Source organism: Streptomyces sparsogenes subsp. cuspidosporus, from assembly GCF_039532705.1.
Taxonomy (GTDB): domain Bacteria; phylum Actinomycetota; class Actinomycetes; order Streptomycetales; family Streptomycetaceae; genus Streptomyces; species Streptomyces sparsogenes.
This window is the reverse complement of sequence record NZ_BAAASD010000063.1, coordinates 12,361-35,123: the sequence shown is the minus strand read 5'-3', so window position 1 is coordinate 35,123 and position 22,763 is coordinate 12,361. Positions and strand designations below refer to the sequence as shown.

Below are 22,763 nucleotides of genomic sequence, written 5' to 3'. Positions count from 1 at the left end.
CGACTTCACTCTGTCGGACGAGGAGATGGCCGCGATCGCCGCCCTCGACCGCGGTCTGCGCACCGGTCCCGACCCGGACACCCTCAACTAGCCACTCTTGGGCGGCCCGTGCGGGAGCGATCCACACTCTCCCGTACGGGTCCCTCAGGCTCGCGCGGGTGGGAGGACGGGCCCGCACGCGCCGCGCCTCCTCTCCGCGCCGGGTTCTGCGGTCCTGGCCTGCTTCACCCGCCGTCTCACACCACCGGCCGTGCCCTGTGCCGGCGTAGAAAGGTGTCTTCGATGTCTCCCACACCTATCGTCCTGGAGCGGCTCGTGAACCCCGCGGGTCTGCCGACTCTGGGCCTTGAGCTCCCTCTCGACAATGACTGGGGCAACACGCGCCTGCGTGCCGACCGGGCCGCCGGCCGTCCTTTCGGCGTCCCTGACCTGACCCGCCACGCCGAACTGGCGCGCCTCGCCGACACCCTGGGCTTCGCCGGCCTGTGGGTCCGGGATGTTCCCTTGTACGATCCCGAGCAGTTCGGCGACGCCGGCTCCGTCTTCGAGGCGTTCACGCATCTGGGGCATCTCGCGGCCGTCACCGAGCGGGTCGTGCTCGGGACCGCCGCCATTGTGCTGCCGCTGAGGCAGCCTCTGCTCGTCTCGAAAGCGGCAGCCACCGTCGACGTCCTCTCCGGCGGCCGCTTCATTCTGGGGCTGGCCAGCGGCGACCGCCCGGTCGAGTACCCCTTGTTCGACGCGGACTTCCAGGCCCGCGGTGCCACCTTCCGCAAGAACGTGGGGATCCTGCGCACGGCCTGGGCCAATCGCCCGAGCGGCGAGGGCATCAGCCTGCCCGACATCGGACTGGGGCCGAGCGCAAGCTGGAGGTGCTGCCCAAGCCGACGGGTCGGTCCATCCCCATCGCCATCGCCGGGCACGCCCAGCAGTCCGCCGCCAGCGAGATGATGGCGAGCACGAAGGCCCCGACCACGAGCGGGTGGTCCCAGCCCAGCTCGGGGCCCTCGACGAGGGCGAAGACCAGCAGGGTGGCGTCGGCGGTGACGCTGAGCGAGCCGGGGAAGTCGAACTTGCGGCGTTCACCGCGAGCCGGTCGCTCGGGATGACGAACAGGGCAGCCAGGGCGACGAGCCCGGCCAGGGGAACGTTGACGTAGAAGACGGTGGGCCAGCCGAACTGCTCCGTGAGGACGCCGCCGAGCAGTGCGCCGATGGTCAGACCGCTGGCGCCGGCGCCGCCCCAGACCGCGAGCGCCCGGTTCCGCTTGGGGCCTTCCTCGAAGAGGGTGTTGATCAGGGAGAGGGTGGAGGGCAGCAGTAGTGCGCCGCCGATGCCCTGGATGGCGCGGGCGGTGATGATGACACCGGGGCTGCCCGCCATGCCGCCCGCCAGCGAGGAGACGGCATACAGGGCGAGGGCCAGAACGAACATCCGGCGGCGGCCCAGCAGGTCCGCCGCGCGTCCGCCGAGCAGCAGACAGCCGCCCGCGAAGACGACGTACGCGCTGACCACCAGTTGCTGGGTCTGGACCCGGAAGCCCAGGCCGGAGCCGATCTCGGGGAGCGCGACGAAAACGATGTTGAGGTCAAGCGAGTAGATCAGCTGCGCGAAGGCCAGCAGCACAAGGGTCCAGCCCAGTCGCCGTGGGGTGCCGCCCGGGGCTTCCCCGCGCAGCATTGATGAAGTGGACATGCCGTCCCTTCTCTGATGGGTCCGAGCGGTCCACGGGCGAGGGCGTCTATCCGAACCGCTGGATCGTACGTACCTACGGGACGCGGCCGACCTCGTCGGGCGAGGTCAGCCGCGTTCGGGCGGGGCTCCGGGCGGAGGCGTCAGGACGGGCCGGGCGCCACCGGCGAGCGGTGTTCGTCCGGTGCCGCTGGTGGCAGCGTCGGAGTGGCCGCCTGGGTATTGCCCATGGACTGCAGCCGAGTGGCCACGATGGTCATTTCGGCGACACAGGCCCGCTTGGGGAGAGTGAGGGCCCCCAGGCATGCCTCGGCGATGTCCTGTGGTTGTACGAACAGTTCGCGAAGCGCATGCGGCGGGGGTTCGGGCCGGTCGTCGAGGATCGGGGTGTTCACGATGCCCGGCAGGATGGTGCACACACGTATGCCGTTGCCGTACTCGTCCCGGCCGGCACCTCGTGCGAGGCCCAGGAGCCCGGCCTTGGCGGCCTGGTAGGCCGGGCCGGTGTGATCGGGCCAAGCCCCGGCCACACTCGACAGGACGACCACGTCGCCGCGGGCCTCGCGGAGCCGCGGGAGCAAGGCGTGCAGCAGGTAGAACGTCCCGCTGAGATTGGTCGCGAGCATGGAGTCCCAGGCCGGGGGCGTCAGCTGGGCCAGGCGCCGCTCGGGGATGTTGGTCCCGGCGGCACACACCAGGGTGTCCACCGGCCCGGACACCCCCCGCGCCCAGTCCCGTACCGCCTCGGGGTCACCGACGTCGATACTGTGGTGTTGCAGCCGGTCCGCCTCGGGTGCGGCGTCCCGTGCGCGTTCCTCGATCAGATGGCCACGTCGGGCCAGACCGTGCACGGTCGCGCCCGCCTCAAGGAAGCGTCGTACGATCGCGAGCCCGATTCCGCTGCTCGCGCCGCTGACCACGGCGGTGCGCCCGCTCATGTCTCCGAGCCGGCTGGAAGGGTGGTTGCTCATGGGGTGTCCTCGGCCGGTGGCGGTCAGAAGGTGCCGTCGATGGTGATGCCCCCGTCGACCCTGAGGGTGGCACCGTGCACGAAGGAGGCGTCGGGGGAGAGGAGGAAGGCGATGGAGGTGGCGATCTCGGCGGGCTCGGCCAGCCGCCGCATCGGGGTGCGCCGCACCAGCGTCTCCTTGTCGAGTGCTCCCGACTCCAGGCCACTGCGCACCATGTCGGTGGCCACGTATCCCGGGGCCACCGCGTTGACCCGGATGCCTTCCGGCCCCCACTCGGCCGCCAGTGTCCGGGTGAGGCCCAGCACCCCGCTCTTGGCGGTGGCGTAGCCGAGCCGGCCGGGGAGCCCGAAGGTGGACCCGACGGAAGCGATGTTGACCACACCGGCCCGAGGGCTGCGGACCAGCAGGGGGTAGGCCCCGCGTGCGCAGTGCATCGCCCCGGTGAGATGGACCGCGAGCTGATGGGCCCACTGCCGGCTGTCGACATCCCGGGCCGCTTGCCGGAAGATGACACCTGCCCCGTTGACCAGTGCGTCGAGCCTCCCGGCCCGCGTCGTGATGTCATCGAACATCGCGGTGACACCGGCTTCGTCGGTGACATCGACGGCGACGGCCAGGTGTCCGCCCGCCACGGGGGATGCCGCGTCGAGGGTGTCGGCCTGGGCCCGGGCGGCGTCCCGCCTGAGGTCGGCGACGACGACGCGCCAGCCGCGCTCCGCAAGGATCCGGGCCGTGGCGGCCCCGATTCCCTGGGCGGCGCCGGTGATGAGAACGGTGGGGTCAGCCATGGGACAGCTCCGTGGAGGAGTCGGAGGGCCGGGCAGTCCGGCTGCTCGGTGCGGAAGATTGCTTGAGGGACTGGCGGTAGGGATCGGGGCTGATCAGTGCCGTGCATACGGTGATCAGTGCCATCGCCGTCATGTAGAGGGCGATGAGGTGGTAGCCGTCGCCCGCCTCCAGCAGGGCGGTGGCGATCAGCGGGGACAGGCCGCCGGCGAAGACACTGGCCGCCTGCGAGCCGAGCGAGGCGCCGCTGTAGCGGACCTCGGGTTCGAACAGCTCGGCGAAGTAGGCGGGTTGCGGTGCGTACACCGCGTGGTTGCCGACGTTGATACACAGGATCGTGACGAGATAGACGATGGGCAGCGACCCGCTGTCGAGGGCCCAGAAGAAGGGCCAGGACAGAGCGGCGAGCAGGGCCGACCCGAAGATCATGACGGGGCGCCGTCCGACCCGGTCGGACAGCCGTCCCCACAGGGGCAGGCTGATCAAGCCCAGGGCGGCCGTGATGATCACCCCGATGAGCAGGTCGTCGCGTTTCAGGGTGAGCACCGTCGTGCCGTAGGTGAGCACGAAGGTGGTGTGGATGTAGAAGGTGCTGTTCTCGGCGAACCTCATGCCCGCGGCGCGCAGGACGTTCTTGGGCTGGGTACGGAGCACGGCGACCAGCGGCCGCCGTTCGATGCGGCCCTCCGCCTTCATCGCGCGGAACACCGGTGATTCGCTCACCCGCAGCCGGATGACGAGCCCGAGCACGATGAGCACCGCGGAGGCGAGGAAGGGAACACGCCACCCCCAGGACCGGAAGTCGTGGTCACTGATGGCGCCCGACAGGGCGAGGAAGGCCAGATTGGCGACGAGCATTCCGGCCGGCACGCCCATCTGCGGCCAACTTCCGTAGAACCCACGGCGGTTGGGCGGTGCGTGCTCGACCGCCATCAGGGCGGCCGCGCCCCATTCACCGCCCACCCCGAAGCCCTGGACGACGCGGAGGGTGACCAGAAGCAGTGGAGCGGCGACACCCCAGGTGGGGTAGCCGGGAAGCAGCCCGATGCAGAAGGTGCTGCCGCCCATGAGCAGCAGCGAGAGCACGAGCATGGTTTTACGGCCGATCCTGTCGCCGTAGTGCGCGAAGACGACGCCGCCGATGGGCCGGGCGGCGAACCCCACCGCGTAGGTGCTGAACGCGAGCAGCGTTCCCACCAGCGGCGAGGTGTCGGCGGGGAAGAAGAGCTTGTTGAAGACCAGGGCCGCGGCGATGCCGTAGGTGAAGAAGTCGTACCACTCGATGGCGGTGCCGATCATCGTCGCCCAGGCCACGGCGTGAATGCCGGGTGTGTCGGCGGGGATATGGGAGGGTGGTGTGACGGCGGGGGAAGGCTTCATGGCCGGATCCTTTGGGGCGGAGGGGGAGAGGGGCGGGCATCCCGCGGCCCGGTGTCTCTCAATCCGGAAGCAGGGATTCCTTCAGAGCCGAGCTCGGCCGCAGGGCGAGCTCGTCGAACAGCTCCGCGGCCTGGCTGAGCGGCCGGGAGTGCTTGAGGCCGTCGACGGCCGGGACGAGTCCTTCGGTCAGTAGGCCCATCGCGCGGGTGAAGTCCTCTCGCCGGTACATCTGGACACCGATGAGCTCGCGTTCACCGCGCTGGAGTGCCACGCCGTCGACGGTCAGTTCAGCGGGGCTGATGCCCACCAGGACGGCTCGGCCGCCACGGCAGGTTTCCGCCAGCGCCTGTGCGATGGTGGCCTGGGCGCCGACGCAGTCGAACACCACGTCGGCCCCCTCGGAACGGATGTGGTCCCCGCCCGCGACAAGCGGTCGGGCGGTCGTCGTCCGCACGCGGTGCCGCACTTCGAGCCGGCGGGCGAGGTCGAGCCGGAGCGGGTCCCGGTCGGTCACCACCACCCGGCCGACGCCCTGAGCGGCGAGCACGAGCGCGCAGAAGACGCCGATGGGACCCGCGCCGATCACCAGGGCCTGGTCGTCGGCGCCGACGCGGGCCCGGCTGACGGCGTGCACGGCCACCGCCAGCGGTTCGATCAGCACGCGCAGTTGCTCCGGCACCTGGGGGTCGATCCGCAGCAGGTGACGCGGCGGGACGGTCAGGAACCGGGCCATGGCGCCATCGATCTGGCCGCCGACGAACCGCATCCGGGCACACAGTTGCTCGCGCCCCCGTGAGCAGTTGTGGCAGGTGCCGCAGCCGGCCGGAGGGACGATGACCACCGGGGTGCCGGGAGGGAGCGGCGCGGAGCCGGTGGCATCGGGGTCCACGGCGTGTTCTTCGACGACCCCCCATGCCTCGTGTCCGAGGACCAGCGGAGGTCTGAGCACGGCGTGCTCGCCCGACCACATCTTCAGATCGCTGCCGCATACGCCCACTTCGCGGACCCGGACGCGGACCTCGCCGGGCGGGGGAGCGGTGAGGTCCCGCTCGACGAGGGCGACCTGGCGGGGCGCGGTGACAAGCACCTGACGCTGGCGAATGTCCAGGGCCCGCGAGTCCTTCTCGACCTGGGGCGGGGGACGGTCGGACGGCGACATCGCTTCTCCTTGGTTTCGGCGAACACCCACTTCCGGGGTGTGTGACGGCGACCACCGAGACATTCTCATGGCATGGACAGTGTGTCCAGTGGGTGGTAATTTCCACTGTCGAAGGCGGCGCGGGCCGGCCCCGGCAGCGCCGCCGATCGGGCTCGCCGACTGGGCTCACCGATGGGGAGAGACACCGAATGACTGCACAGACGCCGGCCGAGCCGGTGGACAGTGAACTGATCAAACACATCGAGGAACGGGCCCTGTTCGCCCGCCTGGAAACCGTGCGGCTGATCTCGATCGCCAAGACCGGCCACTACGCGTCCGGCTTCTCCTGTGCCGAGATCCTGGCCACGCTCTACTACGGGGTGATGCGGCTCAGGCGCGGGGAACCGGACTGGCCGGACCGCGACCGTTTTCTCTTCGGCAAGGGGCACGCGGCGGCCACGCTGTACCCGCTGTTGGCCGACTGGGACTTCTTCGACGCGGCCGAACTCGACGAATACACCCGTCTGGGGAACGCCTTCGGCGACCACCCGGACATGACCCGTATCCCCGGCATCGACTTCAGCTCCGGGTCGCTCGGCCACGCCCTGTCGGCCGGGACCGGCATGGCGCTGGGCGGACGCCTCCAGCAGCGCCCGTACACCACCTTCGTCCTGCTCGGAGACGGGGAACTGCACGAGGGGCAGGTCTGGGAAGCGGCCTTGAGCGCCGCCCACCACCGCCTGGGACGGCTGGTCGCCATCGTCGACCGCAATGACCACTCGCTCGACGGCCGCATCGACAAAGTGACCGGTATCGAGCCCCTGCTCGACAAGTGGCGGGCGTTCGGATGGCAGGCGCAGGAGGTCGACGGACACGACGTCTCGGCCCTGCTGCCCCTGCTTCGCTCGCTCGCCGAGGACCAGGACCGCGACCGCCCGGCCGTGGTGGTCGCCAACACCGTCAAGGGGAAGGGGATTTCCTACATGGAGTCCGACTTCGGATGGCATCTCGGCTGGCTGGCCGAGCAGGACGAGGCCAACGCCCTGGCCGAACTGCGGGGGGCGCGGTGAGCGTCGCGCCCGGTCTGCAGCCGGAATCCTGGCATCTGCTGAGCCTGCTGGAACAGGCTCCGGGCCTCCAGGCCCTCGGCGACACCCTCGCCGACCTCGCCGACGAGGGCCATCCCGTCGTCGTCGGCACAGCCGACCTCAAGTACTCCAACGGCCTGGTGCGCTTCCAGGACAGGCACCCCGACAAGTACGTCCAGTTCGGGATCTCCGAGCAGCACATGGTGTCCGCGGCGGCAGGCCTGGCCACCACCGGTCTGCGGCCCTACGTCGCCACCTTCGCGTCCTTCATGGCCCTGCTGGCCTGCGAACAGATCCGCACCGACGTCGCGTACACGCGGCAGTCCGTCCGGCTGATCGGCCACCACGCGGGCATCACCCTGGGCTTCTACGGGACCTCCCACCACGCGACCGAGGACCTCGCCATCACCCGGAGCATCGCCGGGCTTACCGTGATCGCACCGGCCGACACCGCGGCCCTGGCCGCGGCGCTGCGCGCCTCGGTGGACCACCCGGGCCCGATCTACTTCCGTATCGGCCGCGGCCGCGACCCGGACGTCTACCCGGCCGGCACCACCCTGGAGATCGGAAAGGCGGTCGCGCACGGTACCGGAAGCGACCTCACGCTCATCGCCACCGGCTCCATGGTCCACCCCGCCCTGGGGGCCGCGGCCGCGCTCAACGCGGGCGGGTACAGCGTCGGGGTGCTCGACATGCACACCGTCAAGCCGCTCGACGAGACCGCGGTGCTCGAGGCCGCGCGACGCTCCCGGCTGCTGATGACGGTGGAGGAGCACAACGTGCTCGGCGGCCTCGGTGGCGCGGTGGCCGAGCTGATCACCGAGCACTCCGTGCCGGTCCGGCTGCATCGCCACGGAATTCGTGATCAGTACAGTCTCATCGGTCCGCCCACGCATCTGTACGCGCACTACCGGCTGGATGCCGCGGGGGTCGAGGCCGAGGCCCGCGAGCTGCTGCATGCCGTGAGTCGGTAGGCGCCCGGACGACAAGCGTCCGGGAGAGCCCGACCACCCCATGTGATCTGCCCGCACCGGAAGAAACCCGGGGCGGGCAGACCGCTTTTGCCGGCTCTGGTGTCTGTTGCCTGTTGTCGGTGTCAGTGGTCGGCGGTGTCCGTCGTCAGCCGAAGTCGGCGACGGCGCCGGTGACGGCCTTCCAGCCCAGCGCCCGCGAAACCTCCTGGCCGGCCTCCACCAACCGCTCACGCAGACCCGACGCTTCCGCACCGAGAATCGCTTCCCGGACTCCGCTGACGGACAGCGCGGCACGCACCTGCCCCCGGTAGTCCAGGATCGGCACACCGAGCGCCGCCACGCCGAGCGTGACGTCCTGGTCGCTGACCGAGATTCCGCTGCTGAGGGTTTCCTCGAGCACTGGGAAGAGCGCGTCCGCCGTGACTGGGGTGGTCGGGGTGAACTGCTCCAAGGGCCCCTGCTGGAGATAGTCCGACCAGGTCGAGCGGTCCTGGAAGGCCAACAGGGCGCGAGAGGCCGCCCCGGCGTGCAGCGGCAACGCGCCGCCGAGCTTCAGCGCCAGTGACTGGACCCGTCGGCCGTCCAGCCGCTCGATGCACACCGCGTCGCGGCCGCGCCGGACGCACAGATACACCGTCTCGCCGGTCTCGTCGTGGAGGCGCTCCATCACCGGTTGCGCGAAGCGCCGCTCGTCGAAACGGTCCACCACGGCTGTGCCCAGGCTGAGCAGATGGAAGCCCAGACGGAAGGTGCCGCGCCGGCTGCCGCTCTCCACCATGTCGAGATGCTGGAGGCTCGACAGAAGCCGGTAGACGGAACTGCGGGGCTCGCCCAGGTCCTCCGCGAGCTGGGCGGCCGTCGCCTCCCCTCGCGCGGCGAGCAGGTCGAGGACCTCAACGGACTTACGGACGAGAGCCAGACCACCATCATGCGACACGCCGGTAAAGGTATCACTCAGCGGACACATGGTCTACTGAGCAGTAATCGATATCGGTCATCGGAACGTGACGCCGGTGCTGCGCACCCGGCGCCGGAACCAGATGACCTTTCCGGTGGTGGTGACGCGGGCGCCGAAGGCATCGGCGAGCGCCGCGACGAGGACCAGCCCGCGGCCGTTCTCGGCGTCGGAATCGCTGTGACGCAGCCGGGGCGCCTCGCGGCTGCCGTCCCCGACCTTGCAGATCACGCAGCGTCCGCGGTGCAGCCGCAGCCGCAGCCACACGGGGCCGCCTGCGTGCTCGATCGCGTTGGTCACCAGCTCGTCCGCCATGAGGACGATGTCGTCGATGGCGTCGTCGGGCACTCCCCAGTCGCGCAGCGCTGCGGCGACGGTGCGGCGGGCCCGCGCCGCGGCGGTCGGGTCGGTGGCCAGTCGCAGAGTCAGCCCCTGCGGGGTGGCGGGGATGTGAGGTGGGCCCGTCCGCCGGCACCGAGGCTGTGGGGGGCGGCGGAGTGGGTGAGGTGCGGTGGCGACCGCCCCTGGTGGGTTCGCTGTCATATCCGTGGTCCTTTGCGGGCGGCTCCGCGGTCCGGAAGGGGCCGTGACGGATTCGGTCGGAGGCTCAGGTCCAGGCTCGCAGTGACTTCGGCTGTAGTCAACGCATCTCGAAGAATTTTCTACGAATCGGGACGATGCGGGCTCTTCGAGTGTCGCTGAGGTGTCGTAGAAATTTCTTCGAGATTTATTGACAGTGCTCGAAAGCTCTGCGACTTTGGGGGTGAGCCGCTGAGACCTTCCGGACCGGCCATCCACAGCCCCACCAGGGCGGAGGTGACAGGGAAGGCGTCGGCACCGTGACCCCCGCTACCGCGAATCGGCACCCGGCGGGCGGCGAACCGTCCCCAGCACACCCCCCGCACGTTGAGAAAAGGCAATCTCATGGCACACCGCCTCAAGCTCCGCCGCAGTGCGCTCGCGGCCTCGTCCGCGGGAATCGGTCTCACCCTGCTGCTGACCTCCTGCGGGAGTGGCATCGGGGCCCATGACGACGGCAAGACGATCGTCGGGCTCATCACCAAGACCGACGACAACCCGTTCTATGTGAAGATGCGCGAAGGCGCTCAGAAGAAGGCCCGCGAGCTCGGAGTGGACTTGAGGACCTTCGCCGGCAAGGGCCAGGCCGACAACGACTCGCAGGTCAAGGCCATTGAGAACCTGGTCGCGGCGGGTGCCAAGGGGATTCTGATCACCCCGGCCGACTCCGGCGCGATCATCCCGGCCATCGACCGGGCCCGGAAGGCCGGCGTCATGGTCGTGGCCCTGGACTCGCCGACGGAACCGGCAACCGCGGTGGACGCCACGTTCGCCACCGACAACCGGCTGGCCGGTCGCATGATCGGCGAGTGGGCCAAGGCGCGGATGGCGGGCAAGCGGCCGAGGATCGCGCTGCTGGACCTCAGCCCCGAGCAGGTCAAGGTGGATGTCCTGCGGGACCAGGGCTTCCTCGAGGGCTTCGGTGTCGATGTCCGCGATCCGAAGCGGATCGGGGACGAGCGCGACTCCCGAATCGTCGGCCATGAGGTGACCGGCGCGAACGAGGAGGGCGGACGCGCCGCCATGGAGAAGCTGCTGCAGAGGAACGGGACCATCAACCTCGTCTACACCGTCAACGAGCCCGCCGCCGCCGGCGCCTACCAGGCGATCAAGGCGGCCGGCAAGCAGAAGGACATCACCATCGTGTCGATCGACGGGGGCTGTCCCGGCGTCAAGAACGTGGCCGCCGGTGTCATCGGCGCGACGTCGATGCAGTTCCCCGTGAAGATGGCGGCCAAGGGCGTCGCCGCCGTGGCCGCGTACGCCAAGGACGGGGACAAGCCCTCCACCCCTTCCGGCCAGGGCTTCACCAACACCGGAGTCTCCCTCATCACGGACACCCCCGTATCCGGTCTGGAGTCCAAGCAGCCGGACTGGGGCCTGAGCCACTGCTGGGGATAGCCCGGCACAGTCCGAACACGCGCCGCCGCAGACATCATCCGCGAGGCCGCACCCCCGGACAGCCCCCAGCCCGACCCGGTCCGATGGCGCGCGGCAGCCCCCGGCCGCGCCGACCGTATCCCCCGACATCCCGCACCGTTTCCAGGAGTTGCCGTGGCGCACGACACCCTCCCGCAATACGCCGCAGACCCTCCCACCGCACGGCCGGAGCAGCGTGGCCTGCTCGCCCGCGGACAGGCGGCCCTGCACACCAAGCCGCTGCTCGGCCCGCTCACCGTCCTCCTCCTCGCCTCCGTGTTCTTCAGCGTGTGGGTGGGTTCTCGGTTCAGCGATCCGCTCAACATCTCGCTGATCGTCCAGCAGGTGCAGATCATCGGCATGGTCGGCATCGCACAGACGCTGATCGTGCTGACCGCGGGCATCGATCTGTCGGTCGGCGCCATCACCGTCCTCGCCTCCGTGGTGATGGGCAAACTGGCGGTGGCCAACGGGCTGCCCGTACCCCTGGCCCTGCTGCTCGGCGTCATCACCGGCGGTGTCTGCGGCGGACTCAACGGCCTGCTGGTCACCCGGTTCCGGATCCCGCCCTTCATCGCCACCCTCGGCACGCTCAGCGTCTTCTCCGCCCTCACCCTCTTCTACTCGCGGAGCGAGACCATCCGGGCCCAGGACGTGCCACCCCTCCTGAGCTGGCCGGGCCGCTCCATCGAGGTGCTGGGCACCGATGTCACGTACAGCTCGCTGCTGATGCTCGGCGCTTTCGCCGCCGTCGCACTGCTGCTGCGGGGAACCGCGTGGGGCGCCCATGTGCACGCGGTGGGCGACCACCGCGAAGGAGCCCGTCTCAGCGGGATCCGCACCGGCCGGGTACTGCTCAGCGTCTACGTCGTGGCCGGGCTGATCTGTGGCCTCGCCGCCTGGTTCCTCATCGGCCGGATCGGCTCGGTCAGCCCGCAGGCGGGGGAGAACCTGAACCTCCAGTCCATCACCGCCGTCGTCATCGGCGGCACCAGCCTCTTCGGCGGCCGCGGCCATGTCCTCGGCACCCTCCTGGGCTCCCTCATCGTGGGCGTGTTCAGCAGCGGGCTCGCCCTGTCCGGGGTGGACTCCCTGTGGCAGGTCTTCACCGTCGGCGTCCTGGTGATCGTGGCCGTCGCCGCCGACCAGTGGATCCGGAAGGTGGCGGCATGAACCCCGGGAACACCACCACCGAGGCGCTCGCCCTGGAGGCGCGCGGCCTGACCAAGCGCTATGGACACGTCACCGCCCTCGGCGGAGCCGACGTCGAGCTGCGCGCCGGCGAGGTCCTCGCCGTCATCGGCGACAACGGCGCCGGCAAGTCGACCCTCATCAAGTGCCTCTCCGGCGCGGAGGTCCCCGACTCGGGGGAGATCCGCCTCTTCGGCGAGCCGATGCGGTTCCGCAACCCTCTGGACGCGCGGGACCACGGTCTGGAGACCGTCTACCAGAACCTGGCCGTCGCGCCCTCCCGGGACATCCCCGCCAACCTCTTCCTGGGCCGCGAGCGCCGCAGGCCCGGCCCGCTCGGCAGCGTCTTCCGCCTCCTGGACAAGAAGGGGATGCGGGAGGAGACCCGGCAACTGCTCACCTCCCTCGGGCTGCTGACCATCCAGAACTTCTCCCAGCCGGTGGAAACCCTCTCCGGCGGGCAGCGCCAGGGTGTCGCCGTCGCACGTGCCGCGTGTTTCGGCAGCCGGGTGATCATCATGGACGAGCCGACGGCGGCGCTCGGAGTGCGGGAGTCACAGCGGGTGCTCGACCTCATCCGCGAGATTCGCAGCCGGGGCGTGCCGGTCATCCTGATCAGCCACGACATGCCGCATGTCTTCGACATCGCCGACCGCATCCACGTCCAGCGGCTGGGCCGGCGCGTGGCCCTCGTGAACACCTCCGACATCTCGATGCCCGACGCCGTCGCGCTGATGACCGGAGCGCTGGACCCGGCGGAACTCGACGGCACCCCGCGGGGAAGCCATGAATTCGCCGACGGGAACTCCCATGCCTGACACCTCCCGTACCGGCTCCAGGATCCGACCCACCGTGCGCCCCGTGCCCGGCACCCCTGTGACCGGCACCTTCCCCGCCCCCGAGGAGGCCCGGCCCGACGAGGTGACACTGTGGTGGCTCGGCCAGGCCGGATTCGCCCTGCGCCACCGTGACCGACTGATCCTGATCGACCCCTATCTGTCGGACACCCTCGCCGAGAAGTACCGCGGCAAGCTCTTCCCGCACCGCCGGATGCACCCCGCCCCCGTGGCACCGGAGGCCATCCGCGGGGTCACCGCGGTGCTGTGCACCCACGGACACACCGACCACATGGACCCGGGCACCATCCGCGCCCTGCTCCCGCACAACGACCCGCGCTTCATCGTCCCGCGTGCCGAGCGGGCTCGGGCCCTGGAGCGTGGCGTCCCCGCCACCCGCCTGACCGGGACCAACGCGGGGGAGCGGGTGGAGCTGGACGGCGACATCACCGTCGAACCGGTCCCCGCCGCCCACGAACACCTCGAACACGACGCCAACGGGGACCACCGCTTCCTCGGATACGTCCTCACGATCGGCGGACTCCGCGTCTACCACTCCGGCGACTGCGTCCCCTACGAGGGGCAGCCGGAACTGCTGCGCGCACTCGGTGCCGACCTGGCGCTGCTGCCCGTCAACGGGAGGGACGCCTACCGCACCGACAACGGCGTCCCCGGCAACTTCACCGTCCGGGAAGCGGCCGAGCTGTGCGAGGCGGCCGGGATCCCGCATCTGCTCTGCCACCACTTCGGCCTGTTCGACTTCAACACCGTCGACCCGGACCACGCCCGTGAGGAACTGCGCCGCCGCGCCACGGCACCGTCCTGGACCGTGCCGCGCGTGGGCCATGCCTACGTCCTCACCCCCGGCGACACCACCGCGAAGGAGATTCGATGAACCCCAGCGAGCTCCTCAGCGAACTGCGCCGTCTCCGGGTCGTCCCGGTCGTCACCCTGCCCCATGTACGTCACGCCGACCCGCTCGGCGAGACGCTGCTCGGGGCCGGACTGCCGGTCGCCGAGATCACCTTCCGCAGTTCGGCGGCCCAGGAGGGGATCGCGACCCTGCGGGCCCGCCACCCCGGGCTGCTGGTCGGCGCCGGCACGGTCCTGGACCGCGCGACCGTGGACCAGGCCGTCGACGCGGGAGCCCAGTTCGTGGTCGCACCCGGATTCAACCCCGACGTCGTGGACTACTGCCTCGAGCGGGAGATCCCCGTCGTCCCGGGCGTCAACAGCCCCACCGGCGTCGAGGCCGCCCTGGCCAGAGGACTGCCGCTGGTGAAGTACTTCCCGGCCGAGGCGTCCGGAGGGCTGCGGCTGCTCGACGCCATGGCGGCCCCGTACGACGGGATGGCGTTCATGCCCACGGGCGGCCTGACGCCGCACAACCTCCTCGACTATCTCAGCCGGCCGCAGGTGGCCGCCTGCGGCGGCACCTGGATCGCGAGCGCGGCACTGCTGGCCGAGGAGGAGTACGAGGCCATCGGACGCAACGCCCGCCGCGCGGCCGAGATCGCGGCCGCAGCCGCCCCCTGAACCACCCGCCGCGCCTCCCGGCGCGCGGAATGGACCACCCACCCCACCACACCCCAAGGGACAGCATGACCACCACCTACGAACCCGCTCCCGGCACAGCGCTGGAGGGCAAGGTCGCCATCGTCACCGGCGGAGCCTCCGGCATCGGCGAGGCCGTCGGCCGGATCTTCGCGGCCAACCGGGCCAGGGTCCTCCTCGTCGACATCGACGGCAAGCGGCTCCAGCAGGTCGTCGCCTCCATCCAGGACCAGGGCGGCGACTGCGTGGGCGTCGAGGCCGATGTCACCGAGGAGGAGCAGGTCCAGAAGTTCTTCCGGTCCGCCGTGGAGGAGTGGGGGAGGGTGGACGTCCTCGTCAACAGCGCGGGCCGCGACTCCCTCTCACCGCCGGTGACCGAGGTGACGCTCGAGGAGTGGAACAAGACCATCGGCCCCAATCTGACCGCGGTCTTCCTGTGCTGCCGCGAGGCGTTCCGCATCATGGAGAAGCAGCCCACCGGCGGGCGCATCATCAACATGGGGTCCTCCTCGGCCCGGTTGGCCTCCGGCCCGGGCCACAGCCCCTACCGCGCCTCCAAGCACGGGATGATGGGATTCAGCAAGAACATTCTCCTTGAGGGCAAGGAGAAGAACATCGGTGTCACGGTGATCAACCCGTCCCACGTCAAGACTCCGATGACCGAGATCATCGACAAGGGCCTGTACGACGGCGACATCCCCGCCTACCTCGACGGCTGGCTGGACGAGAAGGAACTCGCCGAAGGCATCCACGCCAGTTGCATCGACGTCGACAACGTCGCCGAGGTCTCCCTCTATGTAGCCACGCGCACGCCCGACGTCACCATCCCCCAGATCGCGCTCTACCCGACGCACAAGGCCCACCGCTACGGCATGGAAGTCTGAGGCAAGCGAGCGATGAAGGCAGCAGTACTGCAATCCGAGGGCGTCCTCACCCTCACCGAGGTCCCCGACCCCACCCCCGTGGGCGATCGCTCCGTCCTCGTCCGCGTCGGAGGCGTGGGCGTGTGCGGCTCGGACGTGCTGAGGTTCGGCCGCGGGAAGGCGTACCACTATCCGCTCGTCCTGGGCCACGAGTTCTCCGCCGTGGTCGAGGAGGCACCGGAGGGAAGCCGGTTCAGCCCCGGGGACCGCGCCGCGGTCTTCCCCCTCCTGCCCGACCCGGCGGACCCGATGACCCAGATCGGCGAGTACGCCGTCAGCTCCGGCTACGACTACTACGGGTCGCGGCGCGACGGCGCCATGGCCGAGTTCCTCCACGTACCCGAGGTCAATCTGGTGCCGGTCGCGCGGGACGTGCCGCTGGTCCACGCCGCCATGGTGGAACCCGCCGCGGTCGCCCTGCACGCCATGCTGAAATTCCAGCTGCCCGCCCACGCCACCGCGCTGGTGATCGGGGCCGGCCCCATCGGAGCGCTGGCCGCCCAGTGGCTCCGCATCCTCGGCGCCAGCGAGGTGTATGTGGCCGACGTCGACGAGCGCAAGCGCGCCGTCATGGCCGGACTCGGCTTCCCGGTCATCGACGCGTCCGCCGGTGACACGGTGGACGCGGTCCGCGAGCTGACCGGCGGCCGGGGTGTGGACTGCGCGGTGGAGGCGAGCGGCCTGCCCGCCACCCTCGTACAGGCCATCACCGCCGCCGCCCCGCTCGGCCAGGTCGTGCTGCTGGGCGACATCTCCGGCGACCTGACCCTGCCACGCGCCCTGGTGTCCTCCGTTCTCCGCCGTGAGCTGCGCGTCCACGGCACCTGGAACTCCAGGATCACCCCGGCCGGACACAGCGAATGGGACATGGTGGTCCGCCACCTGGGCCGTGATCTGAAGGTGGCGCCACTGATCAGCCACACCCCGAGCCTGGAAGAGGCACCGGCGATGTTCGCGGACATGCTCGAACGCCGCACCTGGTACAACAAGGTCGTCTTCGCGGTGGCCGACGAGGCCCAGGCCGAGCTGATCCGCCCCGGCGTTGTCGGAGGTGTCTCATGAAGGCCGCCGTCCTGCACCGGCCCGGGGAGCTGACCGTCGAGGAGGTGCCCGAGCCCACCGTCGGCGACGACGAACTGCTGGTGCGGGTGCGGGCCGCCTCCATCTGCGGCACCGATCTGCGCATCCTCAAGCACGGTCACTTCAAGATCCCGGACGGGCAGCGCCGCGTGCTGGGCCACGAGGTCGCCGGGGACGTGGTGGCGGTCGGCCCGCGGGTGACCGGATTCCGCGAGGGCACGCGGGTCAGCGTCACCCCCAACGTGGGCTGCGGCCGCTGTGACATGTGCCGCCACGGCTACAACAACATGTGCCCGGACTACGAGGCATTCGGCATCAGCATCGACGGCGGCTTCCAGGAGCTGCTGAGGGTGCCCGGCTTCGCCGTCCAGCGCGGCAACGTCTTCCAGCTCCCCGACGGCCTCTCGTACGCCGAGGCGGCCCTGGTGGAGCCGTTCTCCTGCTGCTACAGCGGGCAGCGCGTGCTCCGGGTGGGCCCCGAGGACGTCGTGGTCATCGCCGGGGCGGGCCCCATCGGGGCGTTCCACCTCCTGCTCGGCAAGCTCGCCGGGGCCCGCAAGGTGATCATCTCCAACCGCAGCCGTCCCCGTCTGGACCTCGCCGCCCGGCTCGGCGCCGATGTCTGCGTCAGCGTCCGGGAACAGGACCTGGCCGAGGTCGTACGCGAGCACACCGACGGCAGGGGCGCGGACGTGGTCATCACGGCGGTCTCCGACCCGCAGGTGCAGGCGCAGGCCGTGGACCTTCTCGCAGCCCACGGCCGGCTGAACTACTTCGCGGGTCTCGGCGCCGCGCGGACCATTCCCGTCGACACCAACACCGTGCATTACAAGGGCCTCACCCTGACCGGGACGACCGGCTCGACCAACGGCGACTACGGCCGTTGTCTGCGGCTCGTCGGTGAGCGCCGCGTCGAGCTGGCACCGCTGGTCAGTGAGGTGTTCCCACTGACGAAGATCCACGACGCCTTCGCCTACGCGGCCTCCGGTGCCGGGATGAAGGCCATGGTCGCGTTCGACGGCGACCCCCACGCCACCGCGCCGCGCCCCGCGGCCTCGGGGGAGGGCAGGTAAACCCATGACACACCGCTATGTCATGGCCTTCGACGCCGGTACCACCAGCATCCGGGCCATCCTCTTCGACAAGGCGGGCGACATCGCCGCGGTCGCCAGCCAGGAGTTCCCCCAGATCTATCCGCGCCCCGGCTGGGTCGAACACAACCCGCTCGACATCTGGAACACCCAGATCACCGTCGCCAAGCAGGTGCTGGCCCAGACCGAGTGCGGCGCCGAGGACATAGCCGCCATCGGCGTCACCAATCAGCGCGAGACGGTGGTGGTCTGGGACCGGGCCACCGGAGAGCCCGTGCACAACGCGATCGTGTGGCAGGACCGCCGCACCGCCGCGCTGTGCGAGGAACTCAAGGCCCGCGGTCTCGAGGAACACGTCAAGCGGACCACCGGGCTGATCATCGACGCCTACTTCTCCGGCACCAAGGTGAAGTGGATCCTCGACAACGTCCCCGGCGCACGGGAGCGCGCCGAGCGCGGCGAACTCGCGTTCGGCACGGTCGACAGCTGGCTCATCTGGAATCTCACCGGCGGCACCGCTCATGTCACCGACTACACCAACGCCTCGCGCACCATGCTGTTCGACATCACCCGTCTCGACTGGGACCAGCGGCTGCTCGACGAACTCGACATCCCCCGCGCGATCCTGCCCGACGTGCGCCCCACCAGCGAGGTCTACGGCCACTCCGAGGAGTCGGTGCTGCTCGGCGCCCGCATCCCGGTCGCCGCGGCCGTCGGCGACCAGCAGGGCGCGCTGTTCGGCCAGGCGTGCTTCGAGGTCGGCACGGTGAAGGCCACCTACGGCACCGGAGCCTCGCTGGTCCTCAACACCGGCGACAACCCCGTCTTCAGCACCACCGGCATGCTCACCACCATCGCCTGGGGCCTCGACGGCGGCGTCGAGTACGCCCTGGAAGGCCTGATCTTCGTGGCCGCCGCCTCCATCCAGTGGCTGCGCGACGAACTGAAGATCGTCTACGACGCCAAGGACACCGAGTACGCCGCCCAGGACGTGCCCGACACCAACGGCGTGTACGTCGTGCCGGCCTTCGTGGGGCTCGCCGCCCCCTACTGGGACCAGTACGCGCGCGGCGCCATCCTCGGGCTGACCCGCGGTGCCAGCCGCAAGCACATCATCCGCGCCACGCTCGAGTCCATCGCCTACCAGATCCGCGACGTCATCACCTGCATGGAGGCCGACTCGGGCATCTCCGCCCGGGAGATCAAGGTCGACGGCGGAGCCACCGCCAACAACTTCCTCATGCAGTTCCAGGCCGATCTCCTCGACGTCCCGGTGCTGCGCCCCACCGTCATCGAGTCCTCCGCCCGAGGAGCCGCGTTCCTCGCCGGCCTGGCCACGGGGTTCTGGAAGGACCGGGCCGAGCTGGCCGACACCTTCCGGCTCGAGCGCCGATTCGACTGCGCCATGGACCGCGCACAGGCCGACCGGCTGTACGCGGGCTGGCAGAAGGCAGTGGACTGCGCCCGGGACTGGGAGGAGCACTGACGCGGGCGTCTGTTCCGTACCACCGCACGGCTCCCCGAAGGAGAACTGACATGCCGGGGCCCTACACGCCCGCCACCCGCCCGACGATGTACTTCATCGGCGTCACCACCACCAAGTCGTCCATCATGAAGGTCTTCCCGGCCTGGGCGCGTGAGCTGAACCTGAACGCCGTCATCCAGGGCATCGACCTCCCGCTGGACGACACCCCCGACCACTACCGGGAAGTCGTCGGCTTCATCAAGAACGACCCGCACTCGCTCGGTGCACTGGTCACCACCCACAAGCTCAACCTCTACAAGGCCGCGCACGACCTCTTCGACGGCGTCGGCCGGGACACGGAGCTGCTGGACGAGGTCAGCAGCCTCTCCAAGCGCGGCGACCAGCTGTGGGGTCACGCCATGGACCCCGTCACCAGTGGCCTGGCGCTGGAGGACATCGTGCCCGACGGCTACTGGGCCCGCACCGGCGCCGAGCTGCTGCTGCTCGGGGCGGGCGGCTCCGCTCTGGCCCTCACGCTGTACCTGCACAACCGCGCGAAGGCCGGACGCGACGTCCCCTCCCGCATCGTCGTCACCAACCGCCGCGAGGCCAGGTTGCGTGAGATGCGCGCCGTCCACGAACGCCTCGGGCTCACCCTTCCGGTTGAATACCATCTGGCGCCCGAGCCGGCCGCCAACGACGCACAACTGCACACCCTCGCCCCCGGATCCGTCGTGGTCAACGCGACCGGCCTCGGCAAGGACCGGCCCGGCTCCCCGCTGACCGACGCCGCCGTCTTCCCCCGGCGCGGTATCGCCTGGGACTTCAACTACCGCGGCGACCTGGTCTTCCTGGACCAGGCACGGGCCCGTCAGGAGGCGCGCGAGTTGCGCGTGGTCGACGGCTGGCTCTACTTCATCCACGGCTGGACCCGGGTCATCGCCGAGGTCTTCCACATCGACATCCCCACCCAGGGCCCCGCCTTCGAGCGGCTGTCCCGCATCGCCCGCGACGTCACCCAGGAGAACGCGTGAACCCCACCGCCCCCCGCCCCGCCGTCGTCACCGACTTCAGCCTGACCACCGGCCTGTCGCAGAGCAAGAAGCCCCTCCAGCGCCGCATGTCCGCCATGGTCGGCATGTACGCCGACCAGGAGGTCGAGCGGCGTCTGGCCGAAGACGACGTGCTCGTCTACGAGTTCTTCGACATGGGCGTCCCCGAGAGCACGGGGGAGGTGGCCTACGGCACCAGCATCACCTACCCGGGCAAGGTCGGCGACGAGTACTTCATGACCAAGGGACACTTCCACTCCGTGCTCGACACCGCCGAGATCTACTACTGCCTGCGAGGCCGCGGCCTGATGATGATGGAGAACCCCGAGGGCGATGTGCAGTGGGAGGAACTCACCCCCGGCAAGGCCGTCTACGTCCCCGGCCGGTACGCCCACCGCTCGATCAACACCTCGCCCGACGAGCCGCTGATCACCTTCTTCGCCTTTCCCGGCCACGCCGGCCACGACTACGGCACCATCGAGTCCAAGGGCTTCCGCAAGATCGTGGTGGAGCGCGACGGTGCCCCGGCGGTCGTCGACAACCCGAAGTGGGCCCGGTGACCCCCCGCATCGCCGTGACGCCGCGCTCGCTCTCCCAGGGCGGCCACCCCGCGCTGGCCGCCCTGGAGGCCGCGGGCTACACCCTGCTGTTCCCCACGCCCGGACGCCAGCCGACCCGCGAGGAACAGCTGCGGTTCCTGCCCTCCTGCGTCGGCTATCTCGCCGGGGTGGAGCCGATCACACGCGAGGTGCTGGCCGCGGCTCCCGACCTGAAGGTCATCAGCCGCAACGGGGTCGGAGTCGACTCCATCGACCTGACCGCCGCCGCCGAGCAGGGGGTGGCCGTCGAGACCACCGCGGGAGCCAATGCGCAGGGCGTCGCCGAACTCGCCATTGCCCTCATGCTCGCCGGACTGCGCCGCATCCCGCCGCAGGACGCGGCGCTCAAGGCGGACCGGTGGCAGCGCATCGAGGGCCGGGAGCTGGCGGGACGCACCCTCGGCGTCGTGGGGTGCGGACAGATCGGCCGCCGGGTCGTCCGGCTCGGCCTCGGGCTCGGCATGTCCGTACGCGCCTTCGACGCGTTTCCCGATCCGGAGTTCGCCCCGGCCGGGGACTTCTCGTACACCACGATGGAGGACCTGCTCGCCCGCTCGGACGTGGTGACCCTGCACTGCCCGCCCGAGGAGCGGCCACTGATCGACAAGGGCGCCATCGCGGCCATGCGGCCCGGCACCTTTCTGGTCAACACCGCCCGGTCGAGCCTGGTCGACGACGGCGCGGTCCTCGAAGCGCTCGCCGAGGGCAGGCTCACCGGGTACGCCACCGATGTGTACGACCAGGAGCCGCCGGCACCCCAGGAGCTGCTCCACCACCCACAAGTGATCACTACACCCCACATCGGGGGGTACACCATGGAGAGCGTGGAGCGCGCGACCCGCGCGGCCGTGGAGAATCTGCTACGGGTTCTTACCACCCCTTCCTGAGACCACGGAGCGAGTCATGGCTGTCCCGGCGGATGAGGTCGGCAATGTGCTGCATCTCATCACCAGCAAGTTGCCCTACCTGCCTGGCGCCCTGCGCCAGATCGGCGAGTACCTGCTGGCCCACCCCCAGCAGGCCCAGTCGATGACCATTTCGCAGTTGGCCTCGGCCTGCGGAGTGGCCGAGTCGACGGTCTCCCGGTTTGTGCGCGAGCTGGGCATGGACAGCTATCACTCGCTCCGTCTCAGCCTCGCCGAGGCCACCTTCGCCACCCGGTCGGCCGGCGCCGGCCGGGAGGAGGAGTTCGTCTACGAGGGCATCCTGCGCGGCGACGAGCCCCCCGCCATCGTGGGCAAGATCGAGCGCAGCAGCCGTCAGGCGCTGGCACAGACCGCCAAGCAGGTCAGCGGCGACGCCATCAGTCGCGCCGTCGACCTGCTGCACGCCGCGGACGCGGTGGTGTTCTGCTGCATGGGCTCCTCCAGCATCGCCGCGGAGGAGGGGGTGATGCGGTTCACCCGGGCGGGCAAGAAGTGTCTGCTCTACCGCGACCAGAGCGTGCAGGTCATGCTCGCCACCATCCTGACGCCGCGCGACGTCCTGATCGGCATCAGCGACTCCGGCAAGTCCACCGCGATCGTGGACGCCATGCGCCTCGCCCGGCAGACCGGCGCCACCTCCATCGGCATCACCTCCGCCCAGAACAGCCCGGTGGCCGAGCTGAGCGATGTACCGCTGTTCACCTCCAACGTCACGGGGGAGGGGCTCTACGGGGAGTCCGTCACCTCCAAGTGGGGCCAGCTTCTGCTGATCGACATCCTCTACGCCACCTATGCCGCCCGCCACTTCGACGACACCCTCCAGCACCTCAAGGAGACCTACGAGGCGGGCATCCGCCACTCGCGTTCCCCCGAAAACCCGTCACCGGAGAAGTGAGGAGTCGGCCTTTGTGACGAGACGTGTGGTGGTCTCATCGTGGTGGCCGAGGGCCCCGGGCAACAACCGGGCAGGGGTTCCGGCAAGAGGTCGTTCATGAGAACCCTCGGCGCGAGGCAACCGCACGGGCCGGGCACGAGTCGCAACGACGCCCGTACTGTCTGCGCCA

General features: G+C 70.1%; 22 protein-coding genes and 2 pseudogenes. 17 read left to right on the top strand and 7 right to left on the bottom strand.

What is annotated here, in order from left to right; translation table 11 throughout:
* Together ABFY07_RS39685 and ABFY07_RS39680 are read left to right on the top strand one after the other, a co-directional pair.
* Nucleotides 1-91: pseudogene (locus tag ABFY07_RS39685) on the top strand (aldo/keto reductase); the annotation flags it as partial.
* A gap of 191 nt (nt 92-282) precedes the next feature.
* A complete protein-coding gene (locus ABFY07_RS39680; protein ID WP_346179125.1) occupies nt 283-951 on the top strand; it encodes an LLM class flavin-dependent oxidoreductase in 669 nt (222 codons plus the stop codon).
* A gap of 120 nt (nt 952-1,071) precedes the next feature.
* Here the strand turns inward: ABFY07_RS39680 and ABFY07_RS39675 are convergent.
* From ABFY07_RS39675 to ABFY07_RS39655, 5 genes and pseudogenes are all read right to left on the bottom strand, one after another.
* Nucleotides 1,072-1,680: pseudogene (locus ABFY07_RS39675) on the bottom strand (MFS transporter); the annotation flags it as partial.
* A 155-nt stretch (nt 1,681-1,835) separates the two neighbouring features.
* Nucleotides 1,836-2,663 carry an SDR family oxidoreductase gene (locus ABFY07_RS39670; protein ID WP_346179123.1) on the bottom strand — a complete coding sequence of 276 codons (828 nt, stop codon included), beginning with the start codon at nt 2,661-2,663 and terminating at the stop codon, nt 1,836-1,838.
* A 23-nt stretch (nt 2,664-2,686) separates the two neighbouring features.
* A complete protein-coding gene (locus ABFY07_RS39665; RefSeq protein WP_346179122.1) occupies nt 2,687-3,451 on the bottom strand; it encodes an SDR family NAD(P)-dependent oxidoreductase in 765 nt (254 codons plus the stop codon).
* Complete coding sequence (locus tag ABFY07_RS39660; protein WP_346179121.1) at nt 3,444-4,829, bottom strand: MFS transporter; 1,386 nt, start codon at nt 4,827-4,829, stop codon at nt 3,444-3,446. Before ABFY07_RS39660 ends, ABFY07_RS39665 begins: the two co-directional genes overlap by 8 nt.
* Before the next feature lie 58 nt (nt 4,830-4,887).
* Nucleotides 4,888-5,988, bottom strand: coding sequence for a zinc-dependent alcohol dehydrogenase (locus ABFY07_RS39655; RefSeq protein WP_346179120.1), 1,101 nt, complete (start codon nt 5,986-5,988; stop codon nt 4,888-4,890).
* A gap of 188 nt (nt 5,989-6,176) precedes the next feature.
* Between ABFY07_RS39655 and ABFY07_RS39650 the strand changes: the two genes are divergently transcribed.
* Both ABFY07_RS39650 and ABFY07_RS39645 read left to right on the top strand, forming a co-directional pair.
* A complete protein-coding gene (locus ABFY07_RS39650; RefSeq protein ID WP_346179119.1) occupies nt 6,177-7,037 on the top strand; it encodes a transketolase in 861 nt (286 codons plus the stop codon).
* Complete coding sequence (locus ABFY07_RS39645; RefSeq protein WP_346179118.1) at nt 7,034-8,029, top strand: transketolase family protein; 996 nt, start codon at nt 7,034-7,036, stop codon at nt 8,027-8,029. Before ABFY07_RS39650 ends, ABFY07_RS39645 begins: the two co-directional genes overlap by 4 nt.
* Before the next feature lie 145 nt (nt 8,030-8,174).
* Here the strand turns inward: ABFY07_RS39645 and ABFY07_RS39640 are convergent, their stop codons facing one another.
* Together ABFY07_RS39640 and ABFY07_RS39635 are read right to left on the bottom strand one after the other, a co-directional pair.
* On the bottom strand, nt 8,175-8,966 hold the full coding sequence (locus tag ABFY07_RS39640; protein ID WP_346179117.1) for an IclR family transcriptional regulator: 792 nt from the start codon (nt 8,964-8,966) through the stop codon (nt 8,175-8,177).
* A 57-nt stretch (nt 8,967-9,023) separates the two neighbouring features.
* Nucleotides 9,024-9,527 (bottom strand): ATP-binding protein, encoded by a 504-nt coding sequence (locus ABFY07_RS39635; protein ID WP_346179116.1) that lies wholly within the window; start codon nt 9,525-9,527, stop codon nt 9,024-9,026.
* A gap of 381 nt (nt 9,528-9,908) precedes the next feature.
* On the opposite strand from ABFY07_RS39635, the gene ABFY07_RS39630 reads away from it, so the two are divergent.
* The 13 genes from ABFY07_RS39630 to ABFY07_RS39570 all read left to right on the top strand — a co-directional run bounded on the left by ABFY07_RS39630 (nt 9,909) and on the right by ABFY07_RS39570 (nt 22,594).
* Nucleotides 9,909-10,964: a substrate-binding domain-containing protein gene (locus ABFY07_RS39630; RefSeq protein ID WP_346179115.1), complete on the top strand. Its 1,056-nt coding sequence runs from the start codon at nt 9,909-9,911 to the stop codon at nt 10,962-10,964.
* 153 nt (nt 10,965-11,117) lie between these two features.
* Nucleotides 11,118-12,155 carry an ABC transporter permease gene (locus ABFY07_RS39625; RefSeq protein ID WP_346179114.1) on the top strand — a complete coding sequence of 346 codons (1,038 nt, stop codon included), beginning with the start codon at nt 11,118-11,120 and terminating at the stop codon, nt 12,153-12,155.
* Nucleotides 12,152-12,991, top strand: coding sequence for an ATP-binding cassette domain-containing protein (locus ABFY07_RS39620; RefSeq protein ID WP_346179113.1), 840 nt, complete (start codon nt 12,152-12,154; stop codon nt 12,989-12,991). The genes ABFY07_RS39625 and ABFY07_RS39620 overlap by 4 nt, the downstream gene beginning before the upstream one ends.
* Entirely contained in the window at nt 12,984-13,904 is a 921-nt protein-coding gene (locus tag ABFY07_RS39615; RefSeq protein ID WP_346179112.1) for an MBL fold metallo-hydrolase, read from the top strand. Before ABFY07_RS39620 ends, ABFY07_RS39615 begins: the two co-directional genes overlap by 8 nt.
* A complete protein-coding gene (gene eda / locus ABFY07_RS39610; protein WP_346179111.1) occupies nt 13,901-14,545 on the top strand; it encodes a bifunctional 4-hydroxy-2-oxoglutarate aldolase/2-dehydro-3-deoxy-phosphogluconate aldolase in 645 nt (214 codons plus the stop codon). The genes ABFY07_RS39615 and eda overlap by 4 nt, the downstream gene beginning before the upstream one ends.
* Before the next feature lie 65 nt (nt 14,546-14,610).
* Complete coding sequence (locus ABFY07_RS39605) at nt 14,611-15,447, top strand: SDR family oxidoreductase (RefSeq protein WP_346179110.1); 837 nt, start codon at nt 14,611-14,613, stop codon at nt 15,445-15,447.
* Between the two features lie 12 nt (nt 15,448-15,459).
* Nucleotides 15,460-16,548, top strand: coding sequence for a galactitol-1-phosphate 5-dehydrogenase (locus ABFY07_RS39600; protein ID WP_346179109.1), 1,089 nt, complete (start codon nt 15,460-15,462; stop codon nt 16,546-16,548).
* Complete coding sequence (locus ABFY07_RS39595; protein ID WP_346179108.1) at nt 16,545-17,639, top strand: zinc-dependent dehydrogenase; 1,095 nt, start codon at nt 16,545-16,547, stop codon at nt 17,637-17,639. The genes ABFY07_RS39600 and ABFY07_RS39595 overlap by 4 nt, the downstream gene beginning before the upstream one ends.
* A gap of 4 nt (nt 17,640-17,643) precedes the next feature.
* Nucleotides 17,644-19,143 carry a glycerol kinase GlpK gene (glpK, locus tag ABFY07_RS39590; protein WP_346179107.1) on the top strand — a complete coding sequence of 500 codons (1,500 nt, stop codon included), beginning with the start codon at nt 17,644-17,646 and terminating at the stop codon, nt 19,141-19,143.
* A gap of 50 nt (nt 19,144-19,193) precedes the next feature.
* Nucleotides 19,194-20,156: a shikimate dehydrogenase family protein gene (locus tag ABFY07_RS39585; protein WP_346179106.1), complete on the top strand. Its 963-nt coding sequence runs from the start codon at nt 19,194-19,196 to the stop codon at nt 20,154-20,156.
* Nucleotides 20,153-20,734 (top strand): glucose-6-phosphate isomerase, encoded by a 582-nt coding sequence (locus ABFY07_RS39580; RefSeq protein WP_346179105.1) that lies wholly within the window; start codon nt 20,153-20,155, stop codon nt 20,732-20,734. Before ABFY07_RS39585 ends, ABFY07_RS39580 begins: the two co-directional genes overlap by 4 nt.
* Nucleotides 20,731-21,660, top strand: a complete 930-nt coding sequence (locus ABFY07_RS39575) for a phosphoglycerate dehydrogenase (protein WP_346179104.1) — start codon at nt 20,731-20,733, stop codon at nt 21,658-21,660. The genes ABFY07_RS39580 and ABFY07_RS39575 overlap by 4 nt, the downstream gene beginning before the upstream one ends.
* Nucleotides 21,661-21,676: 16 nt before the next feature.
* Entirely contained in the window at nt 21,677-22,594 is a 918-nt protein-coding gene (locus ABFY07_RS39570) for a MurR/RpiR family transcriptional regulator (protein ID WP_346179103.1), read from the top strand.
* Nucleotides 22,595-22,763 lie beyond the last annotated feature (169 nt).

Coding starts and splice junctions, on each gene's coding strand:
- ABFY07_RS39680 (WP_346179125.1), top strand. CDS start 283: ATGTCTCCCACACCTATCGTCCTGGAGCGGCTCGTGAACCCCGCGGGT.
- ABFY07_RS39670 (WP_346179123.1), bottom strand. CDS start 2,663: ATGAGCAACCACCCTTCCAGCCGGCTCGGAGACATGAGCGGGCGCACC.
- ABFY07_RS39665 (WP_346179122.1), bottom strand. CDS start 3,451: ATGGCTGACCCCACCGTTCTCATCACCGGCGCCGCCCAGGGAATCGGG.
- ABFY07_RS39660 (WP_346179121.1), bottom strand. CDS start 4,829: ATGAAGCCTTCCCCCGCCGTCACACCACCCTCCCATATCCCCGCCGAC.
- ABFY07_RS39655 (WP_346179120.1), bottom strand. CDS start 5,988: ATGTCGCCGTCCGACCGTCCCCCGCCCCAGGTCGAGAAGGACTCGCGG.
- ABFY07_RS39650 (WP_346179119.1), top strand. CDS start 6,177: ATGACTGCACAGACGCCGGCCGAGCCGGTGGACAGTGAACTGATCAAA.
- ABFY07_RS39635 (WP_346179116.1), bottom strand. CDS start 9,527: ATGACAGCGAACCCACCAGGGGCGGTCGCCACCGCACCTCACCCACTC.
- ABFY07_RS39630 (WP_346179115.1), top strand. CDS start 9,909: ATGGCACACCGCCTCAAGCTCCGCCGCAGTGCGCTCGCGGCCTCGTCC.
- ABFY07_RS39620 (WP_346179113.1), top strand. CDS start 12,152: ATGAACCCCGGGAACACCACCACCGAGGCGCTCGCCCTGGAGGCGCGC.
- ABFY07_RS39615 (WP_346179112.1), top strand. CDS start 12,984: ATGCCTGACACCTCCCGTACCGGCTCCAGGATCCGACCCACCGTGCGC.
- eda (WP_346179111.1), top strand. CDS start 13,901: ATGAACCCCAGCGAGCTCCTCAGCGAACTGCGCCGTCTCCGGGTCGTC.
- ABFY07_RS39605 (WP_346179110.1), top strand. CDS start 14,611: ATGACCACCACCTACGAACCCGCTCCCGGCACAGCGCTGGAGGGCAAG.
- ABFY07_RS39600 (WP_346179109.1), top strand. CDS start 15,460: ATGAAGGCAGCAGTACTGCAATCCGAGGGCGTCCTCACCCTCACCGAG.
- ABFY07_RS39595 (WP_346179108.1), top strand. CDS start 16,545: ATGAAGGCCGCCGTCCTGCACCGGCCCGGGGAGCTGACCGTCGAGGAG.
- glpK (WP_346179107.1), top strand. CDS start 17,644: ATGACACACCGCTATGTCATGGCCTTCGACGCCGGTACCACCAGCATC.
- ABFY07_RS39585 (WP_346179106.1), top strand. CDS start 19,194: ATGCCGGGGCCCTACACGCCCGCCACCCGCCCGACGATGTACTTCATC.
- ABFY07_RS39570 (WP_346179103.1), top strand. CDS start 21,677: ATGGCTGTCCCGGCGGATGAGGTCGGCAATGTGCTGCATCTCATCACC.